We start from the raw sequence: 24,554 nt of genomic DNA, 5'->3' as shown, positions 1-24,554 counted from the left end.
ATTCTTGACTGCGGCAACATTTTGGAGCTTAATCGCCAAGACGATCAAACTAGGACCTGAGATTCAGAGGAAGTATGGATCCGGGATATAGAGCTGAACAAATAACCCTCGTGGCATTAACGAGTGAAGCGTTGGCAAGCTGGGAACGCTGCTCGGCTCGTCTTTGTTTGGCACTGCGTTCCGCCGGCACAGGACATTCGGTGGCTAACGCTGCGCTAGACCTCAAGGCGGCTGTGGTGGCCTATGCGCATCTCGCCAGGCTACTCTCTCTGGCCTCGGCGGATGAATCCAAAAGCACCGAGAAGAACGGGCGCCGCGATGAAATCCTTTAAGTGGGTCCATTTGGGCCTGCACCATTGAGCGAGTCAGCGGCCAAAAGCTGTGCCCATCGCATTCGTGCCGCCTCGTGAACAATCAACAACCGTTCACACTCTTGTGGCGAAACTTCAGGATTTTTGAGTGCCCGCCCATAGGCCTCAGCTGCGGCGAGGTATTCTAGGTGTGCTTCCTCAGCAGCCTTCATGTTAGTCCGTGTCATAACGCGTCCCTACATCGCCAGAGGTATGATCGGCATCGGCGATCCTGGATAAATTTGCCAGAATTTTAGTTTTAAATCCGTTTAAACATAAAATCATGCAAACGCTAAATACAGATGCTGCCATAGAAGAGGCAATCGAATGTTTTTTGTAAACTTCGGGAACCACAGGCTCTTGGAAGCATCGACCTTTCTCCTCGCGTCCTTATTCGCCAGTAAGGACGTATATGCGGAGCCTGTCCCAATCGCTTTCGCAAGGGACGTTGTCGTAATGGGGTATATAGAGACCGCGACTTTTGGAGAATACGACTCTTTACTCACGGGCTGGCACCAAGCAGGACTAGTTTCGTTTGCTCGGAACCGGGTCAGTTTTGCAGACTGCCGGAAAGCATCGGGAGTCCTCGAAGAGTTTGACGACTTGAACAGTCAATGGAAAACCGTGTCTCTGTGGTCCGCGACTGGGTTGACTGTCGCTGACGGAGTGGCAATACGGATTTGTCTCTTGGGGGAGCTAGCTCGCGCGAAGGCCACAAGTGCGAACAAGGAACCACCTTCGGTAAATGACTATAAGCGCTTTCTCGAAGAAGCGGGGCTACCGCCCTACTGACTTTATTTTAGCCAGCAGGCAGCCAACAAACCTCCTTGTAGCAGAGATAATCAACCTTTATAAACAGCGCCTGAGCTCATACGCCGAGAGCTTCATAGGTGGCTCTTTCCCGTCCCTTAGAAACCCACGTCGCGGTTGGATAATCCCACACCTGCTCCAATCTTAGTCCGGGGCGGTCATTGTTCGCGTCAGGATCCGGAAAACTGACAATAACTTGCGGCTCCTCTCCATTATCAATGTGTTTTTGAGCCGCTGCCTTTGCTTCGGTCTCCGAACGATATTGGACGACATAAGTAATGATTGGTTTCATATTCGATTCCAGCTACGGCAACCATTGCATACTGAAATCTCGACACTGCCCCGGCAAGCATGGACAGCCCGTCGCCAATGCCCCTTTGGGAGCGTCTGTTCAGACCGCTCGGGCAGTTTCTTATCCGGATGGCTTCGCACGTTCAAAAAATTCTCGGGGATGAGCAAATCACTCTTTAAAGCGCGCGCCCATAGGCCCAGTGGTTGTCCCAGCTGGCGCTCGCGCTCGAAATTCGTATCGTTCTTCATCCGATTCAGCTTTTAACCAGCACGGTACCTGTTCGCGGAAAATAGTGTACGCGACACGCATGTCGGTCGACTAATCTTCTACCGCCAAGGAAACCCGGCGCGAGCCAGCTAGGCGCGTGCAAATTATGCGTTCTGCGAGCCGATATCGGCGTGCGTCAAATGCAGCAAATGTAGTGCTGCAGTTGCTCGAAGAGGATGCAATGCCGCGAGTGGCTTACCTTCTCGACGTGAGGCCTCTTCCCCCACGAGCTGGACCAATCCAAGTCCACGTAGTCCGCCAACCCCCAAAGCTCGTAAATATGGGCGTGTAGCTCGTGAGTTCGCCACCAAGGATGGCCAAGCGTTTTGACCATGGGGCCACTGTGAAAGGCGGAGTCTGCTTTGAGGCGGGCAGCGAAAGCCTCGTAGATGGCATTCATGTACGCGATGGGCTTGCTGCGGGCAGCGGGAGTCGTACAAACAGGGGGAATCGCGTAGTAGAGATGGCTGTGGCCGCTTTGGCGGTTACGGACGATCAGGTTGGGGGCAGGAAGGCCCGTATCAGTAGGGCTACGTCGCTCCGTTAATCCAGTCGTCGGTCAGCTACTCTGTTAACGGGCTCTCGTTAACAGGGGTCGGCTCAGGTAATGTCACGCTAAGTGGCGGCAAAAACGCGGTAGTAACGGGTAACGCGGGTAATGATCAGTTGGTTTCGCTGAACAATGCGTTCCTCTTTCGCCTGTGCGAATGTTCTTCATAGCACCCACCCGGAATTGAAAACATTCGAAATGGTGGCTGCGGTTATCTTGGGGTAGCGCGGGGGCGGGCTTTATAGCAGGCTTTTTCATAATTTATGATAGTCGGCGCGGTCACTGACCTGAACGCGCTAGATCGCCAGAAATCTGGTTGAGGTATTTCGCTCATGCCCAATTTTCATCGATCCATGCCACGGCGACCGCATGCGCTCTTGCAAGCGCAACCCCGCCCTTGGTCAGCTCGCCGGGACAACTGATTACGCGTGTTGCTCCCCCGGATCCACCCGGATGTTTGCGGCTGACTGTAATCGCCGTCCGAAACCCACCCTTATCCGTCTCATGCAGGCTGACAGCGATGCGGCAGCCTCTGTATTCCAGTACCTCTATGGCTTTCTCCACAGTCATTCCGCAATCTCCCATTGTCACGAACGACATCACGCCGCGCGTACTTTGTCGAACCCGCTGAAGCGCATGAGCTTATTGGCGAGACAGGACTCTTGCCAACCTAAAAAGCATGAGGAAAGCGGATAACGCTCCATCTGCGCAACTATTGCGCTGACAGGCGTGTCATAGACAGGGCGGACGCAGCTGCGATATTCCCTGAAATGGAGCGCTCACTTAGTGACTCTCTCTGCTGCTACCCTTACGCCCCATGCCCAAGGTCGGCGGGTCTGAAAAGAAGTACGGCGTGCCGCAGAAGAATAAGGTCACATTCGCCTTTCGAGGGCCGTTTCTTCGCGGTGTTGTGCTAGTTGCGGGCCTAGCACGTCTCTCAGCGTAATCACCCCGATCAGTTGGTGAGCGGCGTTTAGCACTGGCAAGACAGACACCTTCTGTTCGATCATCTGGGCTGCGGCCGTTCTGGCTTTAGCCTCTGCGCCCAGCCAGTGCGCTACCATTCCCGGCGTAAACATATTGCCACATGCTTCGTGACTTTGCTCATGACCGCGCAGGGTGTCCCGGTCCAGCATGCCCACCAACTCAGTGCCCCGCAACACCGGATAGCTTCGATGGCCGCCTCGTTGAGCACATTACTGGCGGTACGCGATGGCGCAAGGCGTTGCCGCGTCGATGCTGATCACTGCTTTGGTCATCAGATCGGCCACGTGGTGTGTTTCTAGCGGGTCCACACTGTATTCACGATAGATATGCAGGCCGCGACGGGCAATTTTCTCGGTCATGATCGACCGGCGCAGGCAGATGGTCGACACCCCATAGGCGCAAGCAACCGTCAACAACAGGGGCAAAAGTGCGTCGGCGGCGTGGGTCAAACCCAGCGCAAATACAATGGCGGTGACCGGTGCCCCAAGCACGCTGGCCAGCACGCCAGCCATGCAGACCAAAGCCCATAAAGCGGGCGAACCCCCGGGCAACCACGGCGACAGCACCAAGCCCAGGCCCGCACCCAGCATCAGCAACGGTGCCAGTACCCCGCCTGATGTGCCGGACCCCAAGGCCGCAATCCACATCACCATTTTGGCTGCCAGCAAGGCCAGCACCACGCCAATGGCGAGGCGATGGCTCAGGAGATCGCCAATCACGTCATAGCCCACGCCCAGCGCCCGCGGTTGCAGGTACCCACCAACACCCACCACCAAACCGCCCAGCGCGGGCCACCACATCCAGTGCAATTTGAGGTGCGTGTGGGCCGGGGACACCTCGGGCGCGGCCGCCTTGGTGCAACAACTGGTGGACGCCCAGCCGTGGCAAGGCCCACGCATCAAAGTGTTCAACAGCCTGGCCGGTACGGTACCAGATCGTGTGGTGTGCAACTGCAAACAGGTTAAAGAATCGGCCATCCGCGCGCGCGTTACCCAAGGCGACGGGCTGGATACGCTGAAAGCCAAGCTGGGCTGCGGCACGGTGTGCGGCTCTTGCGTACCAGAAATCAAACGGATGTGCGCCAGCGTGGCGCTGGTCTGACCAGAACAAAGGAAACCTGATGAAACAGGGCAAAGTGATCTTGTTAGGCGCGGGGCCTGGTGATCTGGACTTGCTGACGCTAAAGGCCGCCCCCGCGTTGGCGATGGCGGACATCTTGTTGCTGGATGACCTGGCTAATCCCGACATCGTTAGCCTTGCACCGCAAGCACGGGTGATCCGTGTGGGTAAGCGCGGCGGCTGTAAATCGACGCCGCAAGATTTTATCCAGCGTTTGATGAAGCGTTATGCGCTGCAGGGCCATACCGTGGTGCGTGCCAAAGGCGGCGAGGTGTTGCTGTTTGGCCGCGCGGGGGAGGAGATGGCATTTCTTAAAGCGGCCGGGGTGGAGGTTGAAGGGTGAACGGCATATCGTCCGGGCTCGCTGCAGCTGCAAGCCTGGGTATGTCTTTGACGCATAGACAACATTGCCAAGGCGTGACCTTTGTGACCGCGCACGCGCAAGACCACACGGAGCCCGACTGGGGCACCTTGGCCGCCACCGGCACCACGCTGGTCATTTATATGGGCATGAGCCGTATCGACAGCCTCACCGCCGCCCTGTTGCGCCACTTGCCCACCCACACGCCTGCCGCCATTGTGCAATGGGCCAGCACCCCGCAGGAGCGACGTCTTGTTTCTACTCTGGCAAAGCTGGCTGGCACCAGTAGGGCTCCCGGCTTTGGCAGCCCCGGCATTATCCTGGTCGGTGATGCAGTGGCAGAGGCAGAGGTGCCGCCCATTGAGACGCGCATCAGGGCATAGGCGTAAGCAGGTGGCGGGGTTTGAAACAGCGGTTACAACCGTCGGTCAACAAAGTGGTGCGCTTTTGCCAGCTCAGAGATCCGTCCATTTGATGTGGCACAGGCACTTGCGGATGCGTCTGTGCCACGTAGCATCTGCATCGCCAGGGGCTGCACAACATTACCGAATTCTGGACCCTAAGATTGAGCTGCACGGCACGGCTAACGCAGGTCTTCTAACTCATATTCCAGCAAGATGGGCCTGTCTTGGGCTTTCGGGGTAATGATGTCGCTACCTACTTCGTGTTTAACCAGTGAAGCCAATCGAGTTCCCATGGCGGCTCGAAGTTCATCGTTGCCTGCCTCTAAAACACGTGCGGCCCAGAAGCCAATCGAAATTACATAGCTTCTGGATCGCTTATTAGGACGCCCCTTGCGAAGGTTAGCGATGCTGAACTCAAGTCGACCGGTATTCAAGACCGCACGGACGTCAAAACCGCGAAACATAGATGCAAGGTGCATTTGGCCCCATGCCTCAAAGTCGAACATATTGCCTCCGGTATTTGGAAGTCCAGATGCATTGACGTCTACGGGCTGTAGCTTAATCCGGGTTAACCTGCCAGGCCAACTGCTGGTCAGCAGGGCCGTGCTGACTATAAGCGGACGAACGAGGTCTCAGTCTCTTTGTATCATTCACTCAAAGGGCCCGTCGTTATCCTCTCAAGTACCATCTCTTCAAATAGTGTTTCCGCCAGAGCCTCAACCAGCTTGCCCATTGACATGCTGTGGTGTCGCGCGACTGCACGAAGCTTTTCGCGGCTTTCGGGCCGTATCCAGATATTCATCTGAATCATGGGCGGTGAGTGCGCCGGATCTGTGGCCGCCCTTACCGCCTTGGCCTGCTTGTAACGCCGCACGCGCTCGGCATTGGTCAACGGTCGTTCACCGTTTACGTATTGCCGTTGTACCTTTTGCTTTAACTCTTTCGCGTCTTGTCCCATTTCGTCTTTTCGCATAACGCCTCATCAGCTAGTTGGTCTGCGCCCACACGGCATCGCGGTGACGTTAATCAATCCTGGCTTCGTCAAAACCCCGTTCACGGCGCGCAATCGGTTGGGGATGCCTCCGATGGTCCCCGCCGACTAGGCGGCCAGTTCGATTTTGCGGGGTCTGGCGCAGGGTCGCTTTGAAATCAGTTTTCCGCGGCGCTTTGCCGCTCTCACTCAGATCATGGATAAATCATCACGTCCGCTTCTAACCCCGCTTTGCGAAGATTGCTGGCCTAGTGTGCCAGGCTGGATCAGCAAATGCTGCTGCAATGCAAGCTGTATTACAGCGCGAACGCGCACGTCAAAGATCCGTTTAATGACGTGGTCCGGCTCGATGCCATCCAGAAGATCTTCGTGCATATGTTTGGAAACCGCCACGAATCCGCGCTTTGTGATCCGGGATGTGCTCGCCGATGCAGAACGGGCCTTTGTGACGCGGGATTTTGAATTTGCGTTAAAAGGCGCGCCCTATGTAGTGCATGGCGCCTCACGCTTTGTATTTAACCCTCATGGTGAAGTCACAGACCACCGGGATTACTGGGATCCGGCGGCAGAACTATGGGGAAAACTCCCCCTGATCGATCCACCCGTCACATGGCTACGCCGGCGGTTTGCTGCATAGGTGCGAAGCGTGCTGCCGAATCAGGATCGGTTTTTAGCCACCTTGCGAGCATGCCGCGGTGGGCGTCGAGAGGGTAAGGAATATGGAATATTTCCTACAGATAACGAACCGCAAATCTGAAACAATTATTCTCCTGTAACAGGGGGTCTCAGGATGGATCGACCGGCTCCGTACGAGTTTTCATTTCTTACACAAAATCTGGTGCGCTCATCCGAACAATTTTTAGAGGCGGCATCAAAAGTCTGGACTTTGCTGCAGCAAAGTCCCTCGTCTGGCGTGGACGAAGAAATCATGTCCGCAATTGAAGAGATGCAAGCAGCGGTAACTGAATATCAGGCGGCAGCCGACGAGGCGGGCTTACTGTTCTGCGAAGAGCGACACATCATGCTCCGAGACGGACCTGCATTAGTCAGCCAACAACCGAAGTTTTTTGAATCGCGCGTCTTACGCGATGGTGATTGTACGGCTCCCCAGCAAATCTGTTAGCCCCCCTGAGTGGCCGACAGCCGTACCGGATCGCACCGTAGTGGATTCCACATCATGCACATAGCAGTCCATTTCAACCGTCCTGTAAGGAATGGCAATATGACGTATCCAACGTCCAGGCTGCAATTCGGCCGCATCCTCATTTTCTCTTCATGAAAGAGAGTCCTAATCCTCGTTAGGTCACACCCGACAGCACATGGGAGCCCCACATTCCTCCAGCAAGCCTCCCGCGCATCGCCCCTGCCATTCATCTCCCTAATCTGGTGCTATCAAGTCGGCAGGTTCAGGAGCGCGACTGGACAGTCGGCTACATTCTCAGTTTTCGCGCTATCTTCTGACAAACACCGGCTATCCCATTAAGCGCTCCGGCAGTATCCGATATCTCGATTTCGCAGTTTTCAAAGAAGGCAAGCCCAACTTCGCATCAAACCTGCAGGGGACTATCTCTCCATTCATGACCCCTACGACGAGATCGTTGTTGTGCCGAAAAGCCAAAGTCGCCGAGGAATAGCTGTCATAGGGCTGTAGCTGAGGATTTAACGATGTCTCTATCTTTGCGATAAGTTGCTCAATCGATTCAGTACAAATACGAATTACGATTCCAGGACTATGCGAGTCGTCTATGGGTTTGCGCAATACGCCTAATTGCACAAGTTCGATCAGATTTTGTTGGGAGATATTTAGTATCGTGCAGGCATATGGCGCTTCCAGCTCTGAGGGTGGCCCACTTGTGCCATCGTCGTCGTCCAATGGCTGAGCCGTTGTCGACAGTAGTGCGAACCATTCTTCCGCGATTGCCGTTAAAAGCCCTCGACCGCCAAAGTCGGCTCTCTCTTCAGCCAAGAGCGCCGCTGCGGCATAACGGGGTCCAAGTCGCGGATACCTTTTCAGTTTCGCGCTCATGGCGTCAAACAGCGACTGTTTCAAGTCCTGCCCTTCAGCCATGAAACCAAGTGCCGGATCAACGCGTTGCCGGATCTCATCAAACGAGTACTGGCGGATCGAAGTCACGACTTTTTTAACGTGGAGAGAGTGTCCCCAGATAGTCGTGAGTAAAAGCAGTTGGACTATTCTGTCTGCTGAATAAGCGATCTGTTCCCATCCCGCATATGGTACGGGGACGGTCCTTGCATCGCTAAGTGCCGCGCCGCAATGACAGGAATTAACCCGAGAATTTCGCCAGCTGACATGCTTTCCACAGCGACCGCATGAATGTGCCAGCGACCTGAGATGCAAGTCGCAGCTTGTAACAAATGAGAATTCCCAGATCTCCAGCGCAATGCCTGTGGAGCAGAGACATTCCGGGCACCACGCTCGGTCACTGAAACGAAGCAGGCTTCGAGGCCATAGTCGCCCTAAATATTCGATAACTCCGTCGCGATATGATCTGGTGCGCAGCCATCGCGGTTCGGGCACAAGCGAGGCTACGTCGGTGTGCAAGGCTTCAGCCATCCGATCAAGGTCTTGAATATCAAAATCGCTAAGGCGGAGATGATTCGGATTGCGCTTTCCCTTTGTCTGCCCGAGCAATGGGGCCAGCTTCGCCACGGATGTCAGGCAGTGAGCCTCAGCCAAGCGCAGCAAATAACCATTCATACTTTCGCGCCTTTGCCGACGTGGCCAGAACAATAGCTTGTCTGAGTTCATTTGCTTCTCAACTTCGCGATTCTGCTTAAAACCTGCTCAGCAGAAATCTTGAAAGGGTTCTCGCCGCCCTTCGCCAAGGGCGCTCCGTATAATGCATACGCGTCCACAAAATGCACCTTCTCCAGTCTGGCACTACCCGCTAACAAGCAGAACCGACTTGCCTCCTGAATTAAAAAGGCCAAATGACCGAAGACGCCTTTTGATGCGAGAAACAGCCTGGGTGCGAGATCCGGGTCTGCCAAGCCGCTAATCCTGGCAAAAGGAAGCTGCTCATCAAAATGCTCTAATAGCTTCATGAACTCAGAAGGCTCTCGCACAAAATCGAATGGCTTGATCTCGCGCCTCATCGGAAATCGCCGGGCAAGTTGCGGACTGTGTTCAAGAACAGCCATAGCGGTGGGAACCCCGACCAACACAATCGGGATATTAGTTTCGTTAATTAATGATTTAATCCAGTCCGCGACATTGCCTATCTTGATGTCACTTCCTCTTTCCACCAAATGTTGAAATTCGTCAATAATGACAAGCTTTACGCCACACCCAGTCATTAATGACACCAAATTAGATCGTCGTTTGGACAAAGTTCCTGTATTGGCGAAATCAGCCGAGAGCGCTTCTAACATGGCTGTTATCAAAGCGCTTATCGTAGCTGGCAATGGCACCTCAATTTTGAGGACTGGCATTACCCGTCCGTCAATCGATTTTCCACTGGGGTTCATTTTTATATATTGAGCTATCAAGCTGGATTTACCTACACCAGTTTCGCCTGTTATTAACATACAACGCGGTGTACGAGTCGCATGCGATTCCTCTTGAATACGCTGAATCTCGAACAAAATCCTCTGGAAACGCGGATAAGCAATATAAATTTTATTTATTTGGATTATTTTGGCTAATTGTTCTGAATCTAGCAAATGCATCGTGTAATTCCCTCCTCAGAAAGTGCCGGTTCCCCAAAGGGTCTCGTCTGCCGACATATCCGAAGCACAACTTTCGTCCGCGCGGCGTTCTAAGCCTTCTATCGCAATGTCCTCCTTCAGATTGGAATTTCTTTTAGGCGTTTTTTTGTATGTTGCTTTTTTTTCGGCAGTCTTATGCAGGTAATCCAATTCGAGAATGAGGCCAAGTTTTGCCTTTCGCAAAACTTCGCTTTCCACGGATGAAGACCATTTCGTCCTTCGGTCTTTGTTTCTTTTTATGAAGTCGGACCAACTAAGCCCCGGCTCAACATCTGGATTAATACAATCGGCCTTCAAGAGGATTTTTTCGGTAGGGTCATAGACATACGCTTCAGTCATGTCGTCTGGATTGATGCGAAGCGTAACTTCGTCTTTCCAACGCTGCTCAATATGAATCAGGCGCGGATGCGAATAAGCCGCGTTCTTTTTCCTGACCTTTCCTCCTCGAACGAGCACCTTAAACACGATTCCCGTGGCCAATTCAAGTTCAAGTCCCGGCTGTAACGAAGGGACCGGCATCTCCCTTACCAGCTCCTCCCAGCATTCGAGAGGAGTCTGGCCAAGCTCTCGGTGCCGACGATTGTGATATTCAACAACCACCCATTTCCAGACAAGTTTCTGAACTTCGCTCAAACTTAACATTGCGAGCTTCTCGGAAGGGTATCTGGCGCGTGCCTTAGGGTTGGATTGGGTGTTCCCTGGTAACCCATGGATCAATCCGGTCGCCAAGGAACCCAAAAAACGTTCAATGCATCCTTTATATTCCGGGCTACCTGGCGGGCAATACTGAATATCCATGCCAAATGCGCTTGCAGCTGCTTTTACACTGAATCCATGGAATTCCGGACCGTTATCAACAACCACAAGTCGAGGTAAACCTTCGACCGGCCACGTCAAATTCGAGTGGCCAATCTCAGCAAGGATCGCAGCTTTGCTATGCGCCCCCTGCTTGAGGCACTGAACTACCCCGAGGGTTGCGGGGGGATCGAGAGATACATAAATCCCGAAAATCATGCGTGTCCTGCGGCAGATGGCCGCTGTACACGTCGGCCTGCCCAGCAGCTCGCCGGTCTCGGGGTTAACCACCAAAATATCGAGAACCGTGTGATCAAATTCGACGCGTTCAAGCGCGAACTGTGCCGAGGGCCCCATTCCCCGTCTGCGGAAGTGGTTGTCTGCGAAGGATCGTCCTTCGCGTCGGATGAGAGCGATATAAGGATCAATCCTCGCCTTGAGCCATTTACACATTGACTGGTACGTCGGTATCCGGAATCTCTTACCCTTTGCGGTTGCGTCAATAAGTCGGTCAGTAAGAATTGCGTGCAAATCAATCCGTTTCATCCGCCTTCGTGTCAGGTAAAACTCGTCGGCCACATCGTCGAAGATCGCCAGTACTTCAGGGTCAACTTGTCCCTTTCTCCGACCACAGTTTGCTGTACGTGGAGTGAGGACCATGGCGTCCTGGCCATTGTCCTGATATCGCTTGCACCATCGCCAGATTGTTATATTACTTGGTGGCTTGGCATCGCCAATATTGCGCGCCACCGCACTCACAATGGGCCGCACGGCCGCCTCCCGCGACCATTCCGATGTTTGCGCGATAACAGCGCGAACATAGGCAAGACGCCGTTTCAGTTCGGCCTGACCGTCGGGCGCCAGAAGGGATGGAATAGGCGGAAGACCGTCGTCGCGTCGCAAGATATCTTGTATCGGGTCGAGCTTGATGTCGCCCGTGGCAAGCATTGCCTCTACAGCCTGCCAGGAAAGCTTTCGACTCAGGTTTGATCGGTCACCATATAGCAACACTGGACGATCGGGATCCGCTTCCAAGACACGGTAGGAATGGCCGCCAATTGTTACCCGAATGCCAACAAAGAGACTGTTCATCGGGATGCCTCTTCCGGCGTCCAAACCACGGTGCCACTCGACAGACGCTCGTGATGCAAAAATCTCAGCGCGCCGTCGAGGATGAGTCGATAAATCGTCTCTGGCGAAAGATGCGGACACCGGGCGGCAAGCCCGCTGATCGAGCAGCCGTTCCGGGCGAGGCCCTGCGCCGATATACGCTGCTTGAGGGAGACTTGGACTCCGGCATACATGCGGAGCGCTTTCGCATTCCATAGATGCGGCTCTTGCCTGATCTGAGACTCAGTAATTACGTCAAAGTCCCATCCATCTTTATCCACCGTTTCGCGGATTGAGCCAAAGTATTCTTGCCACCCGGGTTCGAGCGCCACCCGGTCGGGTTTGACTTCTTGCAGGGTCGGGCGCCGTGATGGGTCGACCCATTCGACGAGCACGTCAGGGGTATACAGACGGCGTTTATCGTCGTGCCAGATATCAAATTTTCGTGGCTGTGCGGTTATGGCACGGACGCGCGAATCGACTTCGAGCCGAAGCAGCCAGTCTCGCTCGAGCGTGCTTTCCCAAGTGAGAAGTCCCTCCATTTTATAGGAGTAGCTGTGTCCGATAACCTTCCGAGAGTTACGGTTGTGGATTCTGCGCACCGAAGGGATCAGCATGGCCGTCCCCCTGGGGCACGCGAGCTCGCGGACGCGTTTCCGCCGTAATACCGCAGGTACATCGTGCATGATTTCATTTCTTGGCTCCTTTCGTCCTGGCTATCGTGGTGTCGATATTCAAGACATGCGCAAAGGCCCTAGCCCCGGGTCAGCTTGACACGAGACAATTGAAACGCCAGAATGAAATCGACTGCTCCCAAGTGGTCGATTTCATTACGGAACCCCTGATAATTTCTTGCCGGAAATTTCAGGGGTTTTTCGTTTGCGAATATGTGGGGATTTGCAAGTTCAATGTCGATGCCAGCTGTTGGCTAGCATCTCTCTCTTGTTCAAGCATTCTGTCTTATATCTTTTCAATAAATCCATTTCCCTTATCAACGTTAACGCTGGTTTCAGCCTTAATCCTGCACTCGATCCACGCATTGACGTCCTCAACGCGCCATCGGCGAACACGTCCGAATCGAAGAAATGGCGGAGCTTCCCCGGCCGCAATCAAGCTGTCCAGTGTTTTGCCACTGCATAACAACATTTTGGCAACCGTTTTGGCATCTATTAACTGAGTCTGCATCACGTTCTCCCGGTACTCGGTACTTATCTCGCGTTTATTACCGTAATAGCAAAGTATTACCGCTGTCAATGATCTTTTACGGTCGAATCTATTTGCCAGAAAGTCAACTCCTGAGGAGATATCCAAAATCATTTTTCTAAATCGATTTTTTTTAATTAATGGATGATTTCAGCCTGACAAAATTTAAAATCCGGCCATCCAAATGCTCGTGCTTTACAGCCAGAAAATTTTCTCAAGCCATAATGCCGGACTGCATAATTATTGAACCCGCTTAAAACCTCCCAATCTGTAGGGTTTTTCGAAGGTATGCACGCGTCAGTGAAGTGCAACAGGATGGAGTGCGCCATACCCTCTTTCGGGTAGCGCAAATATCAGTGCACTGTCCAACAAACAACATTCGATCTTCAAGAGATCTTCATTCCAAGCAACGATAAGCGCTCTTCCGGTCACCTCCACAACGAGCCCCCGAATGTCGTACGACGAACAATTTCCCCAAAACTGGCCTGCACATTTGCAGGCCGATGCCGAAATCGCGCCATATACATCGACCCCTCCCCTGAATGCGGTTGTTCCTCTGTACGAAGACATGCACTCCCATACATTTGAGCAAATGTGTTGGTGGATTTTGCAGAAGGAGTACCGACTGTTGGGATGCACCCGGTTGGGAAAAAAGGGGGTTAAGCAATATGGGATCGATCTTTTTGGCCAGAGCGCGCTCCGTCCTGGCAAGCTGATCGTGTTTGAATGCAAGTGTTGGAGAGACTTCACCCCCAAACGCCTCCGTGATGCAGTTAGCGCTTTTCTGAGGAGCGATTGGGCCAGCAAGACCTACATGTTTGTCATCATCATGGCTCAGCACAAGATCAGCGGGAACTTGGGGTTAAGGTGGATAGAGCAGCAAGCTCGTCTGAAAGAACAGGGGATTGAAAGCGAGTTATGGACGGCGGAACACCTCACAGAGCGCCTTCAAGAACACCCAGACGTCCTGTCCAAATTCTTTCCGGCTTTTGATATCGCTACCTTTGGCAATATCTGGATGAAGCGGGTTGGCTTCTACCACAAACTAGATAAGCTGTTAAGCCATCCGGATGCGATGATTGCTGAAGAAGCCCGGGCCCACCTACTTGGTCCTCCAATCGAGGTTAACGACCGGACACAAAATGCTGATTTTTACATTGATGGCGAAATCAGAACCGTTTGCAAGGGTCGAGAATTTTGGTCGTTCAAAGGACCTTGGTTTACGCTGAGCGTACGGATGCCTAATACCAGCAACGTCTTTGTGTCCGTCGTTCTCGACTGGAAGAAGCACGACCTGGCTGGCTTTACGACAGTGCTGTCCCATACCTGGCTGTTAAAGAACTTTCTTTTCGCTGAGGGAGCCCCACTGGATGGCCGATACAGAGGCTTCATCGTGAAAGGGGACGTGCGCAGGAATGAAGGTCGCCATCTCATAGACTTTCCAAACTGCCGATTTTCGCTTCCTGCAGACGCTGTCAGAGAACTGGCAAATGCAGCCGACTATCTATCGGGAGAGATCCGCCAAGCTTTGGCGGGGATTGAGCGGCGTTGGGGCTGCAAAAATTTTCCAGTCACTCAACATGTCGGGCAGCGGGTCATTCTCGCGACGATGCAGTCTACGGCCTGGGAGTGGCTGCTTCGATTTGCGCAAGAACATCAGATGGAAAAAGGTGATAGTTCATGGCATATCTTTGAATGCCACCTTTCTTCACTCATGCCCTGCAGCAGAAAGAACGGCGAACAAGGAAGCCGTGAATGGTATGGCATATTCTCAGGCATGAAAATAAATGGTCTCACCGGTGATCGCGAAGTAGCAATCCTCTGGTCTCCTGAAAATGACGCACGGGGTAGAGAAAATGAATCGAACAATTGGTGGACTTGCGAACAGGCTTTACGCTGGTTTCAGGAAGAACTGGCCCCTGCAGCTAAGCGCTGGCTCTTAAAAAAGAAATTCAGTTCCCCGCTCTCACGACTATTCCAAAAACGCCGACTTGCAGAAACTGCGAGGCAGCTGGATTCGATGTTTGACATTCGCGCTGCAAGCCGCACGCCCCTGCTGGATGGCGCAGACTGGACTGCGGAACCATTGGCCGCTGCAACCGCGCTGCAGTTCTTTTTCTCATGCGAACTACGCGACCCCGTGGCCTATATCCAGCCTGTTTGGGTAACCAACCTCTATCGAGCCGCGGTCGCTCTGACCAAAGCTGAGCGGGGTTATGTCAGGTATGCAGCGGCTAACCTTTGTCTGGAGGAACGAATTAGCAGCCACCAAGAACTAGCCAATGCGCTGAACAAACGGATTGAGGATGAACAAACACATACCAATCCTGGAGCCATGGACCACATTTTGCGCGGAATTCTGGAGCTGATCGGGGATAGTACAGAGGGCCTGCCGGCGCAAACCATTTCGCTATTGCTTGAAGCCTTTGAGCCGCTGGCTAAACTTGCTGACACAAATGCGCTCAGGGAACGTTACACGGAATACGTGCGTTTTTAGGTGGCGGCAATGCCAATTACGGGCTCGTGCTGGCGATGATGCCGAAATTATCCTGTTTTTTGATTTTGAAGGCGTCCCGCACCATGATGCCGCGTATCTCAGAAAAGTACACCTGTTGTGCCAGCCCCAGGCACCATAATTATGTCGGCAGCTACCAGGAAGAAACTTCCGCCACACGCTCAGATGCCGGTCAGCCGCGCAACCACCTCGCTCATTTCAGCAACCAGTGCCAAATCCCACTCCCTACCGCGATAAGCGCGGCAAGGACAAAAATCAGAAAGCCCAGAGCAACAATGTACTTGCGGTAGACGTAACCCGCCGAGAACATGATGAGTCCAACAGACACTTCGATCAGCTTGGTTGTCGTCGTGTGTTGCACAAAAAAAGCCGCCCTCGATAGCCAGCTATCCAGAAAATAGACACCCACAGCGCATATAAGTCCGGGCACCAATATGTCTAACCAGTGAGCCGTGCGCGCATGCATTTCGGCGTCGGACAGATACGACCGACCCACACGATGAAAAGCCATTTTGTCCTCAATAAAAAAAGCGAAGCTGGCTCAATAATATCCTGTTTTGGGATAATATTGGGCCGGTGATTCTATGGTGGAGTGAAATCCATCCATGATCCCCGCTACGTCTCATTCATCCGCAAGCTGGTAGACGCTCGCCTAGCCGCCGGGGTGACTCAAGTGGAACTGGCGCGGCGTTTGGGAAGGCCCCAGTCATACGTCGCAAAAGTGGAAGGACTTGATAGACGCCTCGACTTGGTTGAACTGGATGACTGGTTACATTCGCTAGCGTTATCTCCGGTCGAATTTCTTCGGGCCTTTGAGTGGCGCGGAAAGAACTGACGGATCTGCTAACGTCGTTTACCAAGGCTCTCGTATGCTGGTCTTTCTCGATACCGAATTCACAGACTTCAGTGACAGTCAGTTGATCAGCATTGGACTGGTAAGTGAGGACGGCCAACATGAGCTTTATCTTGAAGTTCAGGATTTTGACCGGGCAATCTGTAACTCGTTTGTGCAGGCGGAGGTATGGAGGCATTTAGGTCTCCTGCCGAACGCGATCACTCGGGAAGCTGATATACAGACGAGACTACGTGCTTGGTTTGCCACACTTCCGAGAAGCGTAACTCTCGCTTGTGACTCCCAGCATGACCGAGATCTGCTGGCTGATACATTCGAAGGTGAATGGCCAGTTAATTTTGTTGGCTGGTTAGATCTGAGGCCAATGATCGATTCAGGTATTTTTGATAAAGCGGTCGCCGCCTACCACTCCAAGGATAGCCCTTGGCACCATGCGCTCTATGACGCAAGAGCGCACCGGGCTGGCTGGCTGGCATGGATGGATGCCAATAAAACATGGAAACGTTGCTCGACAGGTGCTTAGCGTGCGAAGTTGCCACACGCAGCAGGCGTTTTCCATGACGAACAAGATTTCCATCAAAAGCAAGATCACCGGATTTCCCAGATCTTATTGCACTAAATATTGCGAATGTGCGGAAGGTCTGCTCGGTGCAATCGACGTCGTGGGCCCGATTCTCGCCTTGAAACTGCTAGCAAGCGTTGAACAGTGCCAGTCATAGTCTTCCTGGCTCCCTTGGTACCTCTCGAATTCAGGCGATGTGCAATAATCCACGATCTTTACACGGGGCCGATCATGACTGTAGTTGTACTGGATGGCAAAGCCACTGCAATACAGCGCGAGCTCGACTTGGGCGCGCGGGTTGCAAATTTTAAAAGAGTAACAGGCGGTCGGATCCCGATTCTAGCGACAATCCTGGTGGGCGATGACCCTGCATCCGCGACCTACGTCAAGATGAAAGCCAATGCATGCGCGCGCGTGGGGATGGATTCTCTCCGGATTGAGCTGCCTGCATCGACGACTACGGAAGATTTGCTCGACCAAATCCATTCGCTCAATGGCAATCCGGATGTGCATGGCATCTTGTTGCAACACCCTGTGCCAAAACATGTTGACGAGCGCCTCTGCTTTGATGCCATAGCCCGAAACAAAGATGTCGACGGTGTAACCTGCCTCGGATTTGGCCGGATGACGATGGGTGAATGCGCATACAGTAGCGCAACGCCGGGAGGCATCATGCAACTATTGTCTGCCTACGGGATTGAACTGCGTGGTAAGCATGCGGTGGTCGTGGGCCGGAGCCCTATTTTGGGTAAACCCATGGCAATGATGCTGTTGAACGCCGACTGTACAGTGACCATCTGCCACTCCCATACCGCGAATTTGCCAGACTTGGTCAGACAGGCTGACGTGGTAGTGGGCGCCGTGGGTAAACCTGCCTTCATCAAGGCCAAGTGGATTAAAGATGGCGCAGTCGTAGTTGATGCCGGTTATCACCCTGACGGCGTTGGGGATATTGAACTGAAACCCTTGGCATCCCGCGTGGCCGCATATACGCCAGTACCTGGTGGTGTCGGGCCGATGACCATCAGCACGTTGATTGCGAACTGCGTGAGTTCCGCTGAGGCCACCTTGGGATAACCCTCAAGATGGACATGCTTGCTTTACAATCTATCCTAATTACAACTATACCGCCTCAATCGGTCCAGTTTCCGAACGGCAAACGTCCCTTGGTCGCAGCGCCTCCAAACAGTAGGTCAACGCGCGACCTCGTGTCGTTCGTGACAATGGGTGATTGCGGAATGACTATGGAAAAAGCTATAGAGACACTGGATACAAAGGCAGCCGCATCGCCGTCAGCCTGAATGAAACGGGCAAAGAGGGGGGTCGGACGACGATTACAGTTAGCCACAAACGTCGGGTGGATGCGGTGGAGCAACACGCGTAATCAATTGTCACGGCGACTGGCCAAGAGAGGGATCGCGCTTGCAAGAGCGCCTGCGGCAGCCGTGGCATGGATCGATGTAAATTGGGTATGAGCGAAACACCTCAAACCGGATTTCTGGCGATCTGTGCATCCAGGTCAGTGACCGCGCCGACTATCATAAGCTATGAAAAAACCCGCTATAAAGCCCACTCCCGCGCTACCCCAGATAATCGCAGCCACAATCTCGATAGTATTTCTTAATTCCGGGTGTCTGGTCACCAGAACGGGTAGAAGAGCGGTGCGAATGACACATACGGTCGCTATTACCAGCAATCCCGATTGCTGCAGCACAGGGCGCGCCGAACGATTCCAGGCGCGGATGCAGCGTAGTAGGCACAAATGCCCATTAATCCAGCGATCAGGAGGCAGCTTGCTGTCGCAAGCCGGGTTCCCGCTTCATATGAAGCGATCATTTTTTGCGGCGCATTGAAAAACCGGAGTCACGGCAATCCCGCGAAAATTGCACCGACATGGATGACTACTCCACACAACGAAATCAACACGGCGAGGGCGGCCAGGCAGTTCCCGGGTTTCCTGATATCCAAAAACAAGCTCCCTGGTAAGCACAACCTCGGTCGCTAGCCGTTTTTTCGGGATCTCATCCCTTCGGCCGCGCAACGATGATACGCATTATCGCTGCCGGATTTATCGCACGCATGCGGCCACAATGCGCTTGCCGTTTTGCTCGGCGCGGGGCGACTCCTGGCTCTCTTGCTACACTTTGAGGTCAGCCTCTTCCCATTTTCGGACGAGACCGGCTGCAGCGAGCGCAGTTCTATTCCGGTTCAGACCGTTGCCGCAAGCGCAGCTGTCCGCTTGAATACGTCGGAGTCATGTGCGCCCGTCCCCCACTCTTAATGCATTACCCACTCGAGCTATTCGATGCCTATGCAAGTGTTTCTGTTTTCAACCGGACCGCAAGAATCGTTGGTTGACGCGCTCTGCGAATTGCATGGTCATTACCACCAAGGCGCGCTGCCTGAACGATCAAGCGTGCAAACGCATTTGCGCGACAATCTGCGGGCTCCCGATTCTCCATTGCGGCTGGTCGTCGCCATTGACGAGGCGGACCATGTGCTGGGTTTTGCTGCAGTGGCGCTGACTTGGTCACTCGTAGAATCCTCGCCCGGCCAAAGCCGCCAGCTGCAACTGAAAGAACTGTACGTGCGCAGCGATCAGCGCGGCCGCGGCGTCGGCCACGCCTTGATGAGCTGGGTTACGCAATACGCCGCCGATCATGGTTGTTGCCGCGTGGATTGGCCCGTCAAGGCGTTCAATCCGCGGCATTGCGTTTTGTCAGGCCTTGGGGGCGCATAGGGTTGCGGATCGGCTCAGTTACCGGCTGGTACTGCCACCCCGCTGACCCCTTGCGACGACGTCCGGAGACCGGACGCGGCCGGGATCAGGGCGACGAGCTGGTCGCCGACGTAGCAGCCGGGACGGCGGGCATCCACCTGCAAAAGCGGGGTTTCGCTCGATTGCAAAGTTAGCGGCCGATCCCGCGTGGCTGGGTTATGCGGGTTCGTTGCCCTGCTACCGCCGGGGAATCGTCATCGCACTAGGCTAGCGCCGGCCCGCTGCAGTGCAAGGCGGACATTTATCCGGCCGGTGGTTAGCCCCACCAACAAAAGCTTCCCACCCTTCCCCTCCCCGTGATGGGAGGGGGCTTCGCCCAGCCTTGTCCGTCACCAGGGATTCCCTCTCTCCTTTTCCCGAAGCCGCACCTTTGCCTGGAGTGTGATTGCAGCCGAACCGCTCAGAGGGTCAAGCCCACGCTACGCTTTCCAGGGGGCCGGGCTCATTGCAATCACCGAAAAGGTGATCATCGCTCCGGCGGAGAGATGGGCAAACAAAAATGCGAGGAAACAGATATGACAGAATTGATCGAAACCACCAACACTGTCTAGGCGGCTCTTGAGTCAGCTGAAATAACCCACGTGCCGTTGCGCCCTCTGACGGCTTCCGTTTACAACGTGCGCCGCACAGCGCCACCGAAGGTCGCCGAGCTGGCCGCAGGCAAACGTCTAGCTCCTTAAATACTTGGCCTTTACAAATGCCGTATGCGTCGATTTCAGCCTTTGGCTATTTAGGATTTCATTCTTTGATTGTAGGATTTCAACCTTTAATTTGACGAACATCAAGTTTGCGCGGCTTGTGAGTTTCGTCCGCCTCAAACACAAGATATGGTATCGGTCAGCCAAACAAACACCATATCTTGAGGCCCGCCGATGTCTGCTCCTGTTAGCCGCACCCCGCTTCCTACCTTGCGCAGCGCGGCCGCCACGCTGGTTGATCCCATAGCCACGCTTAATGAATATCTTGATCGCTCCGACTGGCGCGTTAACGCCAATGCCAATCAGGGCTGGAGCCTGGGCGGGCTGATTCTTAACACCAGCGGCAAGGTCATCGCCAATTACTGGCTGGATGCGGTTTATCCGCCCGAGGTTAGCGAGGCGCATCGCAGTGGTGCAATGCATATTCATGATCTGGATATGTTATGCGGCTATTGCGCCGGTTGGTCTTTAAGGCGGCTATTACATGAAGGCTTTAACGGCGTGCCCGGCAAGATTGATGCGCGGCCGCCTAAACATCTTTCCAGTGCAATCGGGCAGATCGTCAATTTTCTTGGCACTCTGCAAAACGAATGGGCGGGCGCGCAGGCGTTTTCGTCATTCGATACCTATCTGGCGCCGTTGGTGCGGGTGGATCAGCTCAGTTATGACGCGGTCAAACAATGCATTCAGGAACTGATCTTTAATCTGAATGTGCCCAGCCGCTGGGGCACGCAAACGCCGTTTACCAATCTGACGTTTGACTGGATTTGCCCGGCGGATTTGCGCGAGCAGATTCCGTATGTGGGTGGCCAGGAAATGCCGTTTACCTATGGTGAATTGCAGGCCGAAATGGATATGCTTAATCGCGCTTATATCGAGGTGATGACCGAAGGCGATGCGCGCGGGCGCGTGTTTACCTTTCCAATTCCCACTTACAACATCACGCGTGATTTTCCGTGGGACCATCCCAATACCCGTCCTTTGTTTGAAATGACGGCGCGCTATGGCTTGCCCTACTTCCAGAACTTTTTGAATAGCGATCTGGAACCGCACATGGTGCGTTCGATGTGCTGCCGTTTGCAGCTTGATTTGCGTGAATTGCTCAAGCGCGGCAATGGGCTGTTTGGCTCAGCCGAACAAACCGGCAGTCTGGGCGTGGTAACGCTGAATTGCGCACGGCTGGGCTTTGAATATCAGGGTGACGAAGCCGGTTTACTGGCGCGCGTTGATGCGCTGATGGATCTGGCGCGCGACAGTCTGGAAATCAAACGCGAATTGATTCAGCGCTTTATGGATGGCGGTTTGTATCCGTATACGCAGCGTTATCTGGGCACCCTGCGCAATCATTTCAGCACCGTGGGCGTGAATGGCGTTAACGAGATGATCCGCAATTTCAGCGCGGGCGCGGACGATATCACCAGCGCCAGCGGCAAAGCTTTGGCCTTGCGTTTAATGACGCATATCCGTGCGCGCATTACTCAATTTCAGGAGCAAACCGGCCATTTATATAACCTGGAGGCCACGCCCGCTGAAGGCACCACGTATCGTTTTGCCAAAGCCGATCAACGCTGTTGTCCCGGCATTTTGCAAGCGGGTACGCCGTCGCAGCCGTATTACACCAATTCCACCCAATTGCCGGTGGGCTATACCGATGACCCCTTCCACGCGCTGGAACAACAAGAAGAACTGCAGCGCCAATACACCGGCGGCACGGTGCTGCATTTATATATGAATGAAGCGATGGTTTCGGCCGATGCCTGCCGCGCGTTGGTACAACGCGCACTCACGCAATTCCGCCTGCCGTATATCACCATTTCTCCCACGTTTTCGATCTGTCCCAAGCATGGCTATTTAAGCGGCCAGCACGAGTTCTGCCCGCGCTGCGATGCCGAATTGCTGGGCCAACCTGACCTCGTCGCCTGATCCACTTATTTTATTAACAAGGAATACGCCACCATGAACGCACCCATCCGCCCTGAAATGCTGCAACAACAAGCCACCCAACTTGATCCGTCCTTGCGTACACGTTGCGAAATCTGGACCCGCGTAATGGGTTATCACCGTCCGGTTTCGGCCTTTAATATCGGCAAACAAGCCGAATTTGCCGAACGCCAATTCTTTAAACAATAAGGCAACCGCAATGACGCTCACCGCGCAAACCAGACAGCCTGTTATCGGCGGCTTGATCCCTTTTTCCAGCGTGGATTACCCGGGACAACTGGCGTGCGTGGTGTTTCTGGCGGGCTGCCCATGGCGCTGCAGTTATTGCCACAATCCGCATCTGCTTAGCCGCAAGCCGCATGCGGGGGCGCCCGCCTGGTCCGATACGCTGGCGTGGCTGCAAACCCGGCGCCATTTGCTGGACGCCGCGGTGTTCTCCGGCGGCGAGCCGCTGAGCGAGCCATTGCTGCCGCGCATGCTGGCCGATGTAAAAGCGCTGGGCATGAAGACCGCGCTGCATACCGGCGGCGCGTGGCCAGAGCGCCTGGCGCGCTGCCTGCCGCTACTCGACTGGGTGGGCTTTGATATCAAAGCGCCATTTGCGGATTACGCGCAGATCACCACCAGGCTTAAAAGTGGCGCGCAGGCGCGCACGTCGCTGCAACACTTGCTGGCCAGCGGCGTGGCCTATGAATGCCGCACCACGCTGCATCCCGCCTTATTAGATACGGCGCAACTACGCCGCCTGGCCGCCACGCTGGCCGTGCAAGGCGTTCAACATTATGTGTTGCAACCTTACCGCGCTGCGGGTTGCGACCAGGCGTTGCCGATCGCCCAGGGCTGGCCGGACGCCGCGCTTTTAAGCGAAATGGGCGCTCTGTTTGCCCATTTCAGCGTGCGCGGAATAACGTGAATATTTTTGACAGCATCATCTCCACTGAAACGTTTTGACTCAGATCAAGAAATGGGCGCGGCGAAACCGGCAGACTCGCGAATCTTAATTCTCTCGCCAAAGGCTCCGTCCATGCTGAATCATCGCTTCAATCCCCTGCAGATCAAGGGCAAAACACTGCTCCCGGTCGTCCAGGGTGGCATGGGCGTCGGTGTTTCCGCCCACAAGCTGGCTGGCGCGGTCGCTGCACTCGGCGCCGTAGGCACGGTGGCTTCCGTCGATCTGCGCCACCATCACCCCGACCTGCTGGCGCAAAGCAAAGACATCAAAGACCAGGCAGGCCTGGACACGCTCAACTACATCGCGCTGGATCGTGAAATCAAACTGGCGCAGCACACCGCATCCGGTAATGGCATGGTGGCCGTTAACGTGATGAAAGCAGTGGCTTCGAATGTGGGGTATGTGCGCCAGGCTTGCGAATCGGGCGCGGACGCCATCGTGATGGGTGCAGGGCTGCCACTGGACCTGCCTGAAGTAACGGCCAGCTTTCCGCATATCGCGCTGATTCCGATTTTGTCAGACAGCCGCGGCATCGCGGTCATTCTTAAAAAGTGGATCAAAAAGAATCGCCTGCCTGACGCCATCGTGATCGAACACCCGGCGCATGCGGGCGGCCACCTGGGCGCAACGCGGCTGGACGATATCAATAATCCAAAGTTTGAATTCGACCGCGTGCTGGCCGAAACCCACGACGTCTTCCGCGAGCTGCAACTGGGCGAACGCCAGGTGCCGCTGATCGTGGCCGGTGGCATCAACCAGCACGAGCAAGTAGCGCACTATCTGGCCAATGGCGCCAGCGCCGTGCAATTGGGCACCGCCTTCGCCGTCACGCAGGAAGGCGACGCGCACGAGAACTTCAAGCAAATACTGGCCAACGCAGGCCCCGACGACATTGTCGAGTTTATGAGCGTGGCCGGCCTGCCCGCGCGCGCGGTACTGACGCCATGGTTGAAGAACTACATCAACCGCGAAGCGCGACTGCAATCCAACGCCAAGGCCGACCCCGCACGCTGCACCCAAGGCATGAACTGCCTGTCAGTCTGCGGCTTGCGCGACGGCCTGGCCAAGGTGGGCCAGTTCTGCATCGACCTGAAACTGGCCGCCGCCATGCGCGGTGAAGTTGCACGCGGCTTGTTCTTCCGCGGCGCCGACCCCCTACCGTTTGGCGCGGCAATCCGCCCGGTGCGCGAGCTGATCGACTATCTGTTAACCGGTACACGACCCGCTTTGGCGTAATGCCATCAGCTCTTTCTGACAATTTTCGAATTTAGCGGGTGACGAAAATC

21 protein-coding genes and 2 pseudogenes are annotated in these 24,554 nt (G+C 54.4%); 11 read left to right on the top strand and 12 right to left on the bottom strand.

Going from position 1 to position 24,554, the window contains the following annotated elements:
* Window positions 1-1,218: 1,218 nt before the first annotated feature.
* The 4 genes and pseudogenes from WG78_RS22505 to WG78_RS22940 form a co-directional block, all read right to left on the bottom strand.
* Window positions 1,219-1,452 carry a hypothetical protein gene (locus WG78_RS22505; RefSeq protein WP_152969215.1) on the bottom strand — a complete coding sequence of 78 codons (234 nt, stop codon included), beginning with the start codon at window positions 1,450-1,452 and terminating at the stop codon, window positions 1,219-1,221.
* A gap of 403 nt (window positions 1,453-1,855) precedes the next feature.
* Window positions 1,856-2,230, bottom strand: a pseudogene (locus WG78_RS23410) (replication initiation protein); the annotation flags it as partial.
* A gap of 911 nt (window positions 2,231-3,141) precedes the next feature.
* Window positions 3,142-3,333, bottom strand: a complete 192-nt coding sequence (locus tag WG78_RS23405) for a CBS domain-containing protein (RefSeq protein WP_373278987.1) — start codon at window positions 3,331-3,333, stop codon at window positions 3,142-3,144.
* A 132-nt stretch (window positions 3,334-3,465) separates the two neighbouring features.
* A complete protein-coding gene (locus WG78_RS22940; protein ID WP_201782447.1) occupies window positions 3,466-4,092 on the bottom strand; it encodes a chloride channel protein in 627 nt (208 codons plus the stop codon).
* Window positions 4,093-4,111: 19 nt separating this feature from the next.
* Between WG78_RS22940 and WG78_RS22935 the strand changes: the two genes are divergently transcribed.
* The 3 genes from WG78_RS22935 to WG78_RS23270 are packed head-to-tail and all read left to right on the top strand — an operon-like array spanning window position 4,112 to window position 5,119.
* Complete coding sequence (locus tag WG78_RS22935; RefSeq protein WP_236692050.1) at window positions 4,112-4,357, top strand: (2Fe-2S)-binding protein; 246 nt, start codon at window positions 4,112-4,114, stop codon at window positions 4,355-4,357.
* Between the two features lie 19 nt (window positions 4,358-4,376).
* The gene (locus WG78_RS23275; RefSeq protein WP_269082672.1) at window positions 4,377-4,718 is read left to right on the top strand and encodes a uroporphyrinogen-III C-methyltransferase; all 342 of its coding nucleotides are present in this window, start codon (window positions 4,377-4,379) and stop codon (window positions 4,716-4,718) included.
* A 41-nt stretch (window positions 4,719-4,759) separates the two neighbouring features.
* Entirely contained in the window at window positions 4,760-5,119 is a 360-nt protein-coding gene (locus WG78_RS23270) for a uroporphyrinogen-III C-methyltransferase (protein WP_269082671.1), read from the top strand.
* 200 nt (window positions 5,120-5,319) lie between these two features.
* Here WG78_RS23270 and WG78_RS14435 read toward each other — a convergent pair whose 3' ends face one another.
* Together WG78_RS14435 and WG78_RS14430 are read right to left on the bottom strand one after the other, a co-directional pair.
* Window positions 5,320-5,646, bottom strand: a complete 327-nt coding sequence (locus WG78_RS14435; protein WP_053938527.1) for a hypothetical protein — start codon at window positions 5,644-5,646, stop codon at window positions 5,320-5,322.
* Between the two features lie 140 nt (window positions 5,647-5,786).
* Window positions 5,787-6,113 (bottom strand): hypothetical protein, encoded by a 327-nt coding sequence (locus WG78_RS14430; protein WP_152969214.1) that lies wholly within the window; start codon window positions 6,111-6,113, stop codon window positions 5,787-5,789.
* Window positions 6,114-6,921: 808 nt separating this feature from the next.
* On the opposite strand from WG78_RS14430, the gene WG78_RS14420 reads away from it, so the two are divergent.
* Window positions 6,922-7,254: a hypothetical protein gene (locus WG78_RS14420; RefSeq protein WP_152969212.1), complete on the top strand. Its 333-nt coding sequence runs from the start codon at window positions 6,922-6,924 to the stop codon at window positions 7,252-7,254.
* Between the two features lie 348 nt (window positions 7,255-7,602).
* On the opposite strand, the gene WG78_RS22180 is transcribed toward WG78_RS14420, so the two are convergent.
* From WG78_RS22180 to WG78_RS14395, 5 genes are all read right to left on the bottom strand, one after another.
* Window positions 7,603-8,901 (bottom strand): TniQ family protein, encoded by a 1,299-nt coding sequence (locus WG78_RS22180; RefSeq protein WP_083459129.1) that lies wholly within the window; start codon window positions 8,899-8,901, stop codon window positions 7,603-7,605.
* Complete coding sequence (locus WG78_RS22175) at window positions 8,898-9,821, bottom strand: TniB family NTP-binding protein (RefSeq protein ID WP_083459128.1); 924 nt, start codon at window positions 9,819-9,821, stop codon at window positions 8,898-8,900. Before WG78_RS22175 ends, WG78_RS22180 begins: the two co-directional genes overlap by 4 nt.
* A gap of 15 nt (window positions 9,822-9,836) precedes the next feature.
* Window positions 9,837-11,747 (bottom strand): TnsB C-terminal domain-containing protein, encoded by a 1,911-nt coding sequence (locus WG78_RS14405; RefSeq protein WP_161805125.1) that lies wholly within the window; start codon window positions 11,745-11,747, stop codon window positions 9,837-9,839.
* Window positions 11,744-12,382 (bottom strand): TnsA endonuclease N-terminal domain-containing protein, encoded by a 639-nt coding sequence (locus WG78_RS22495; RefSeq protein ID WP_161805124.1) that lies wholly within the window; start codon window positions 12,380-12,382, stop codon window positions 11,744-11,746. Before WG78_RS22495 ends, WG78_RS14405 begins: the two co-directional genes overlap by 4 nt.
* Before the next feature lie 343 nt (window positions 12,383-12,725).
* Window positions 12,726-13,082, bottom strand: coding sequence for a helix-turn-helix transcriptional regulator (locus tag WG78_RS14395; protein WP_053938519.1), 357 nt, complete (start codon window positions 13,080-13,082; stop codon window positions 12,726-12,728).
* Window positions 13,083-13,419: 337 nt separating this feature from the next.
* Between WG78_RS14395 and WG78_RS14390 the strand changes: the two genes are divergently transcribed.
* The gene (locus WG78_RS14390) at window positions 13,420-15,465 is read left to right on the top strand and encodes a hypothetical protein (RefSeq protein ID WP_053938518.1); all 2,046 of its coding nucleotides are present in this window, start codon (window positions 13,420-13,422) and stop codon (window positions 15,463-15,465) included.
* A gap of 211 nt (window positions 15,466-15,676) precedes the next feature.
* Here the strand turns inward: WG78_RS14390 and WG78_RS14385 are convergent, their stop codons facing one another.
* On the bottom strand, window positions 15,677-15,994 hold the full coding sequence (locus WG78_RS14385) for a hypothetical protein (RefSeq protein ID WP_053938517.1): 318 nt from the start codon (window positions 15,992-15,994) through the stop codon (window positions 15,677-15,679).
* A 358-nt stretch (window positions 15,995-16,352) separates the two neighbouring features.
* Between WG78_RS14385 and WG78_RS14380 the strand changes: the two genes are divergently transcribed.
* From WG78_RS14380 to WG78_RS14355, 6 genes and pseudogenes are all read left to right on the top strand, one after another.
* Entirely contained in the window at window positions 16,353-16,859 is a 507-nt protein-coding gene (locus tag WG78_RS14380) for a 3'-5' exoribonuclease (protein ID WP_053938516.1), read from the top strand.
* A gap of 270 nt (window positions 16,860-17,129) precedes the next feature.
* Window positions 17,130-17,975 (top strand): bifunctional methylenetetrahydrofolate dehydrogenase/methenyltetrahydrofolate cyclohydrolase FolD, encoded by an 846-nt coding sequence (gene folD, locus WG78_RS14375; RefSeq protein ID WP_053938515.1) that lies wholly within the window; start codon window positions 17,130-17,132, stop codon window positions 17,973-17,975.
* Window positions 17,976-19,203: 1,228 nt separating this feature from the next.
* Complete coding sequence (locus WG78_RS14370) at window positions 19,204-19,638, top strand: GNAT family N-acetyltransferase (RefSeq protein ID WP_201782445.1); 435 nt, start codon at window positions 19,204-19,206, stop codon at window positions 19,636-19,638.
* A 911-nt stretch (window positions 19,639-20,549) separates the two neighbouring features.
* Window positions 20,550-22,505, top strand: a pseudogene (locus tag WG78_RS14365) (ribonucleoside triphosphate reductase).
* 10 nt (window positions 22,506-22,515) lie between these two features.
* On the top strand, window positions 22,516-23,229 hold the full coding sequence (locus WG78_RS14360; protein ID WP_053938514.1) for an anaerobic ribonucleoside-triphosphate reductase activating protein: 714 nt from the start codon (window positions 22,516-22,518) through the stop codon (window positions 23,227-23,229).
* A gap of 114 nt (window positions 23,230-23,343) precedes the next feature.
* Window positions 23,344-24,504 (top strand): NAD(P)H-dependent flavin oxidoreductase, encoded by a 1,161-nt coding sequence (locus WG78_RS14355; RefSeq protein WP_201782452.1) that lies wholly within the window; start codon window positions 23,344-23,346, stop codon window positions 24,502-24,504.
* Window positions 24,505-24,554: the final 50 nt, after the last annotated feature.

Origin of the sequence: Amantichitinum ursilacus (assembly GCF_001294205.1) — a bacterium.
GTDB lineage: Bacteria > Pseudomonadota > Gammaproteobacteria > Burkholderiales > Chitinibacteraceae > Amantichitinum > Amantichitinum ursilacus.
This window is presented reverse-complemented; position numbering and strand designations above follow the sequence as displayed.

Coding starts and splice junctions, on each gene's coding strand:
- WG78_RS14360 (WP_053938514.1), top strand. CDS start 22,516: ATGACGCTCACCGCGCAAACCAGACAGCCTGTTATCGGCGGCTTGATC.
- WG78_RS22505 (WP_152969215.1), bottom strand. CDS start 1,452: ATGAAACCAATCATTACTTATGTCGTCCAATATCGTTCGGAGACCGAA.
- WG78_RS14385 (WP_053938517.1), bottom strand. CDS start 15,994: ATGGCTTTTCATCGTGTGGGTCGGTCGTATCTGTCCGACGCCGAAATG.
- folD (WP_053938515.1), top strand. CDS start 17,130: ATGACTGTAGTTGTACTGGATGGCAAAGCCACTGCAATACAGCGCGAG.
- WG78_RS23405 (WP_373278987.1), bottom strand. CDS start 3,333: ATGGTAGCGCACTGGCTGGGCGCAGAGGCTAAAGCCAGAACGGCCGCA.
- WG78_RS22175 (WP_083459128.1), bottom strand. CDS start 9,821: ATGCATTTGCTAGATTCAGAACAATTAGCCAAAATAATCCAAATAAAT.
- WG78_RS23270 (WP_269082671.1), top strand. CDS start 4,760: ATGTCTTTGACGCATAGACAACATTGCCAAGGCGTGACCTTTGTGACC.
- WG78_RS14380 (WP_053938516.1), top strand. CDS start 16,353: ATGCTGGTCTTTCTCGATACCGAATTCACAGACTTCAGTGACAGTCAG.
- WG78_RS14430 (WP_152969214.1), bottom strand. CDS start 6,113: ATGCGAAAAGACGAAATGGGACAAGACGCGAAAGAGTTAAAGCAAAAG.
- WG78_RS14390 (WP_053938518.1), top strand. CDS start 13,420: ATGTCGTACGACGAACAATTTCCCCAAAACTGGCCTGCACATTTGCAG.
- WG78_RS14370 (WP_201782445.1), top strand. CDS start 19,204: ATGCCTATGCAAGTGTTTCTGTTTTCAACCGGACCGCAAGAATCGTTG.
- WG78_RS23275 (WP_269082672.1), top strand. CDS start 4,377: ATGAAACAGGGCAAAGTGATCTTGTTAGGCGCGGGGCCTGGTGATCTG.
- WG78_RS22495 (WP_161805124.1), bottom strand. CDS start 12,382: ATGCTGATCCCTTCGGTGCGCAGAATCCACAACCGTAACTCTCGGAAG.
- WG78_RS14405 (WP_161805125.1), bottom strand. CDS start 11,747: ATGAACAGTCTCTTTGTTGGCATTCGGGTAACAATTGGCGGCCATTCC.
- WG78_RS22180 (WP_083459129.1), bottom strand. CDS start 8,901: ATGAACTCAGACAAGCTATTGTTCTGGCCACGTCGGCAAAGGCGCGAA.
- WG78_RS14395 (WP_053938519.1), bottom strand. CDS start 13,082: ATGATTTTGGATATCTCCTCAGGAGTTGACTTTCTGGCAAATAGATTC.
- WG78_RS14420 (WP_152969212.1), top strand. CDS start 6,922: ATGGATCGACCGGCTCCGTACGAGTTTTCATTTCTTACACAAAATCTG.
- WG78_RS14435 (WP_053938527.1), bottom strand. CDS start 5,646: ATGTTCGACTTTGAGGCATGGGGCCAAATGCACCTTGCATCTATGTTT.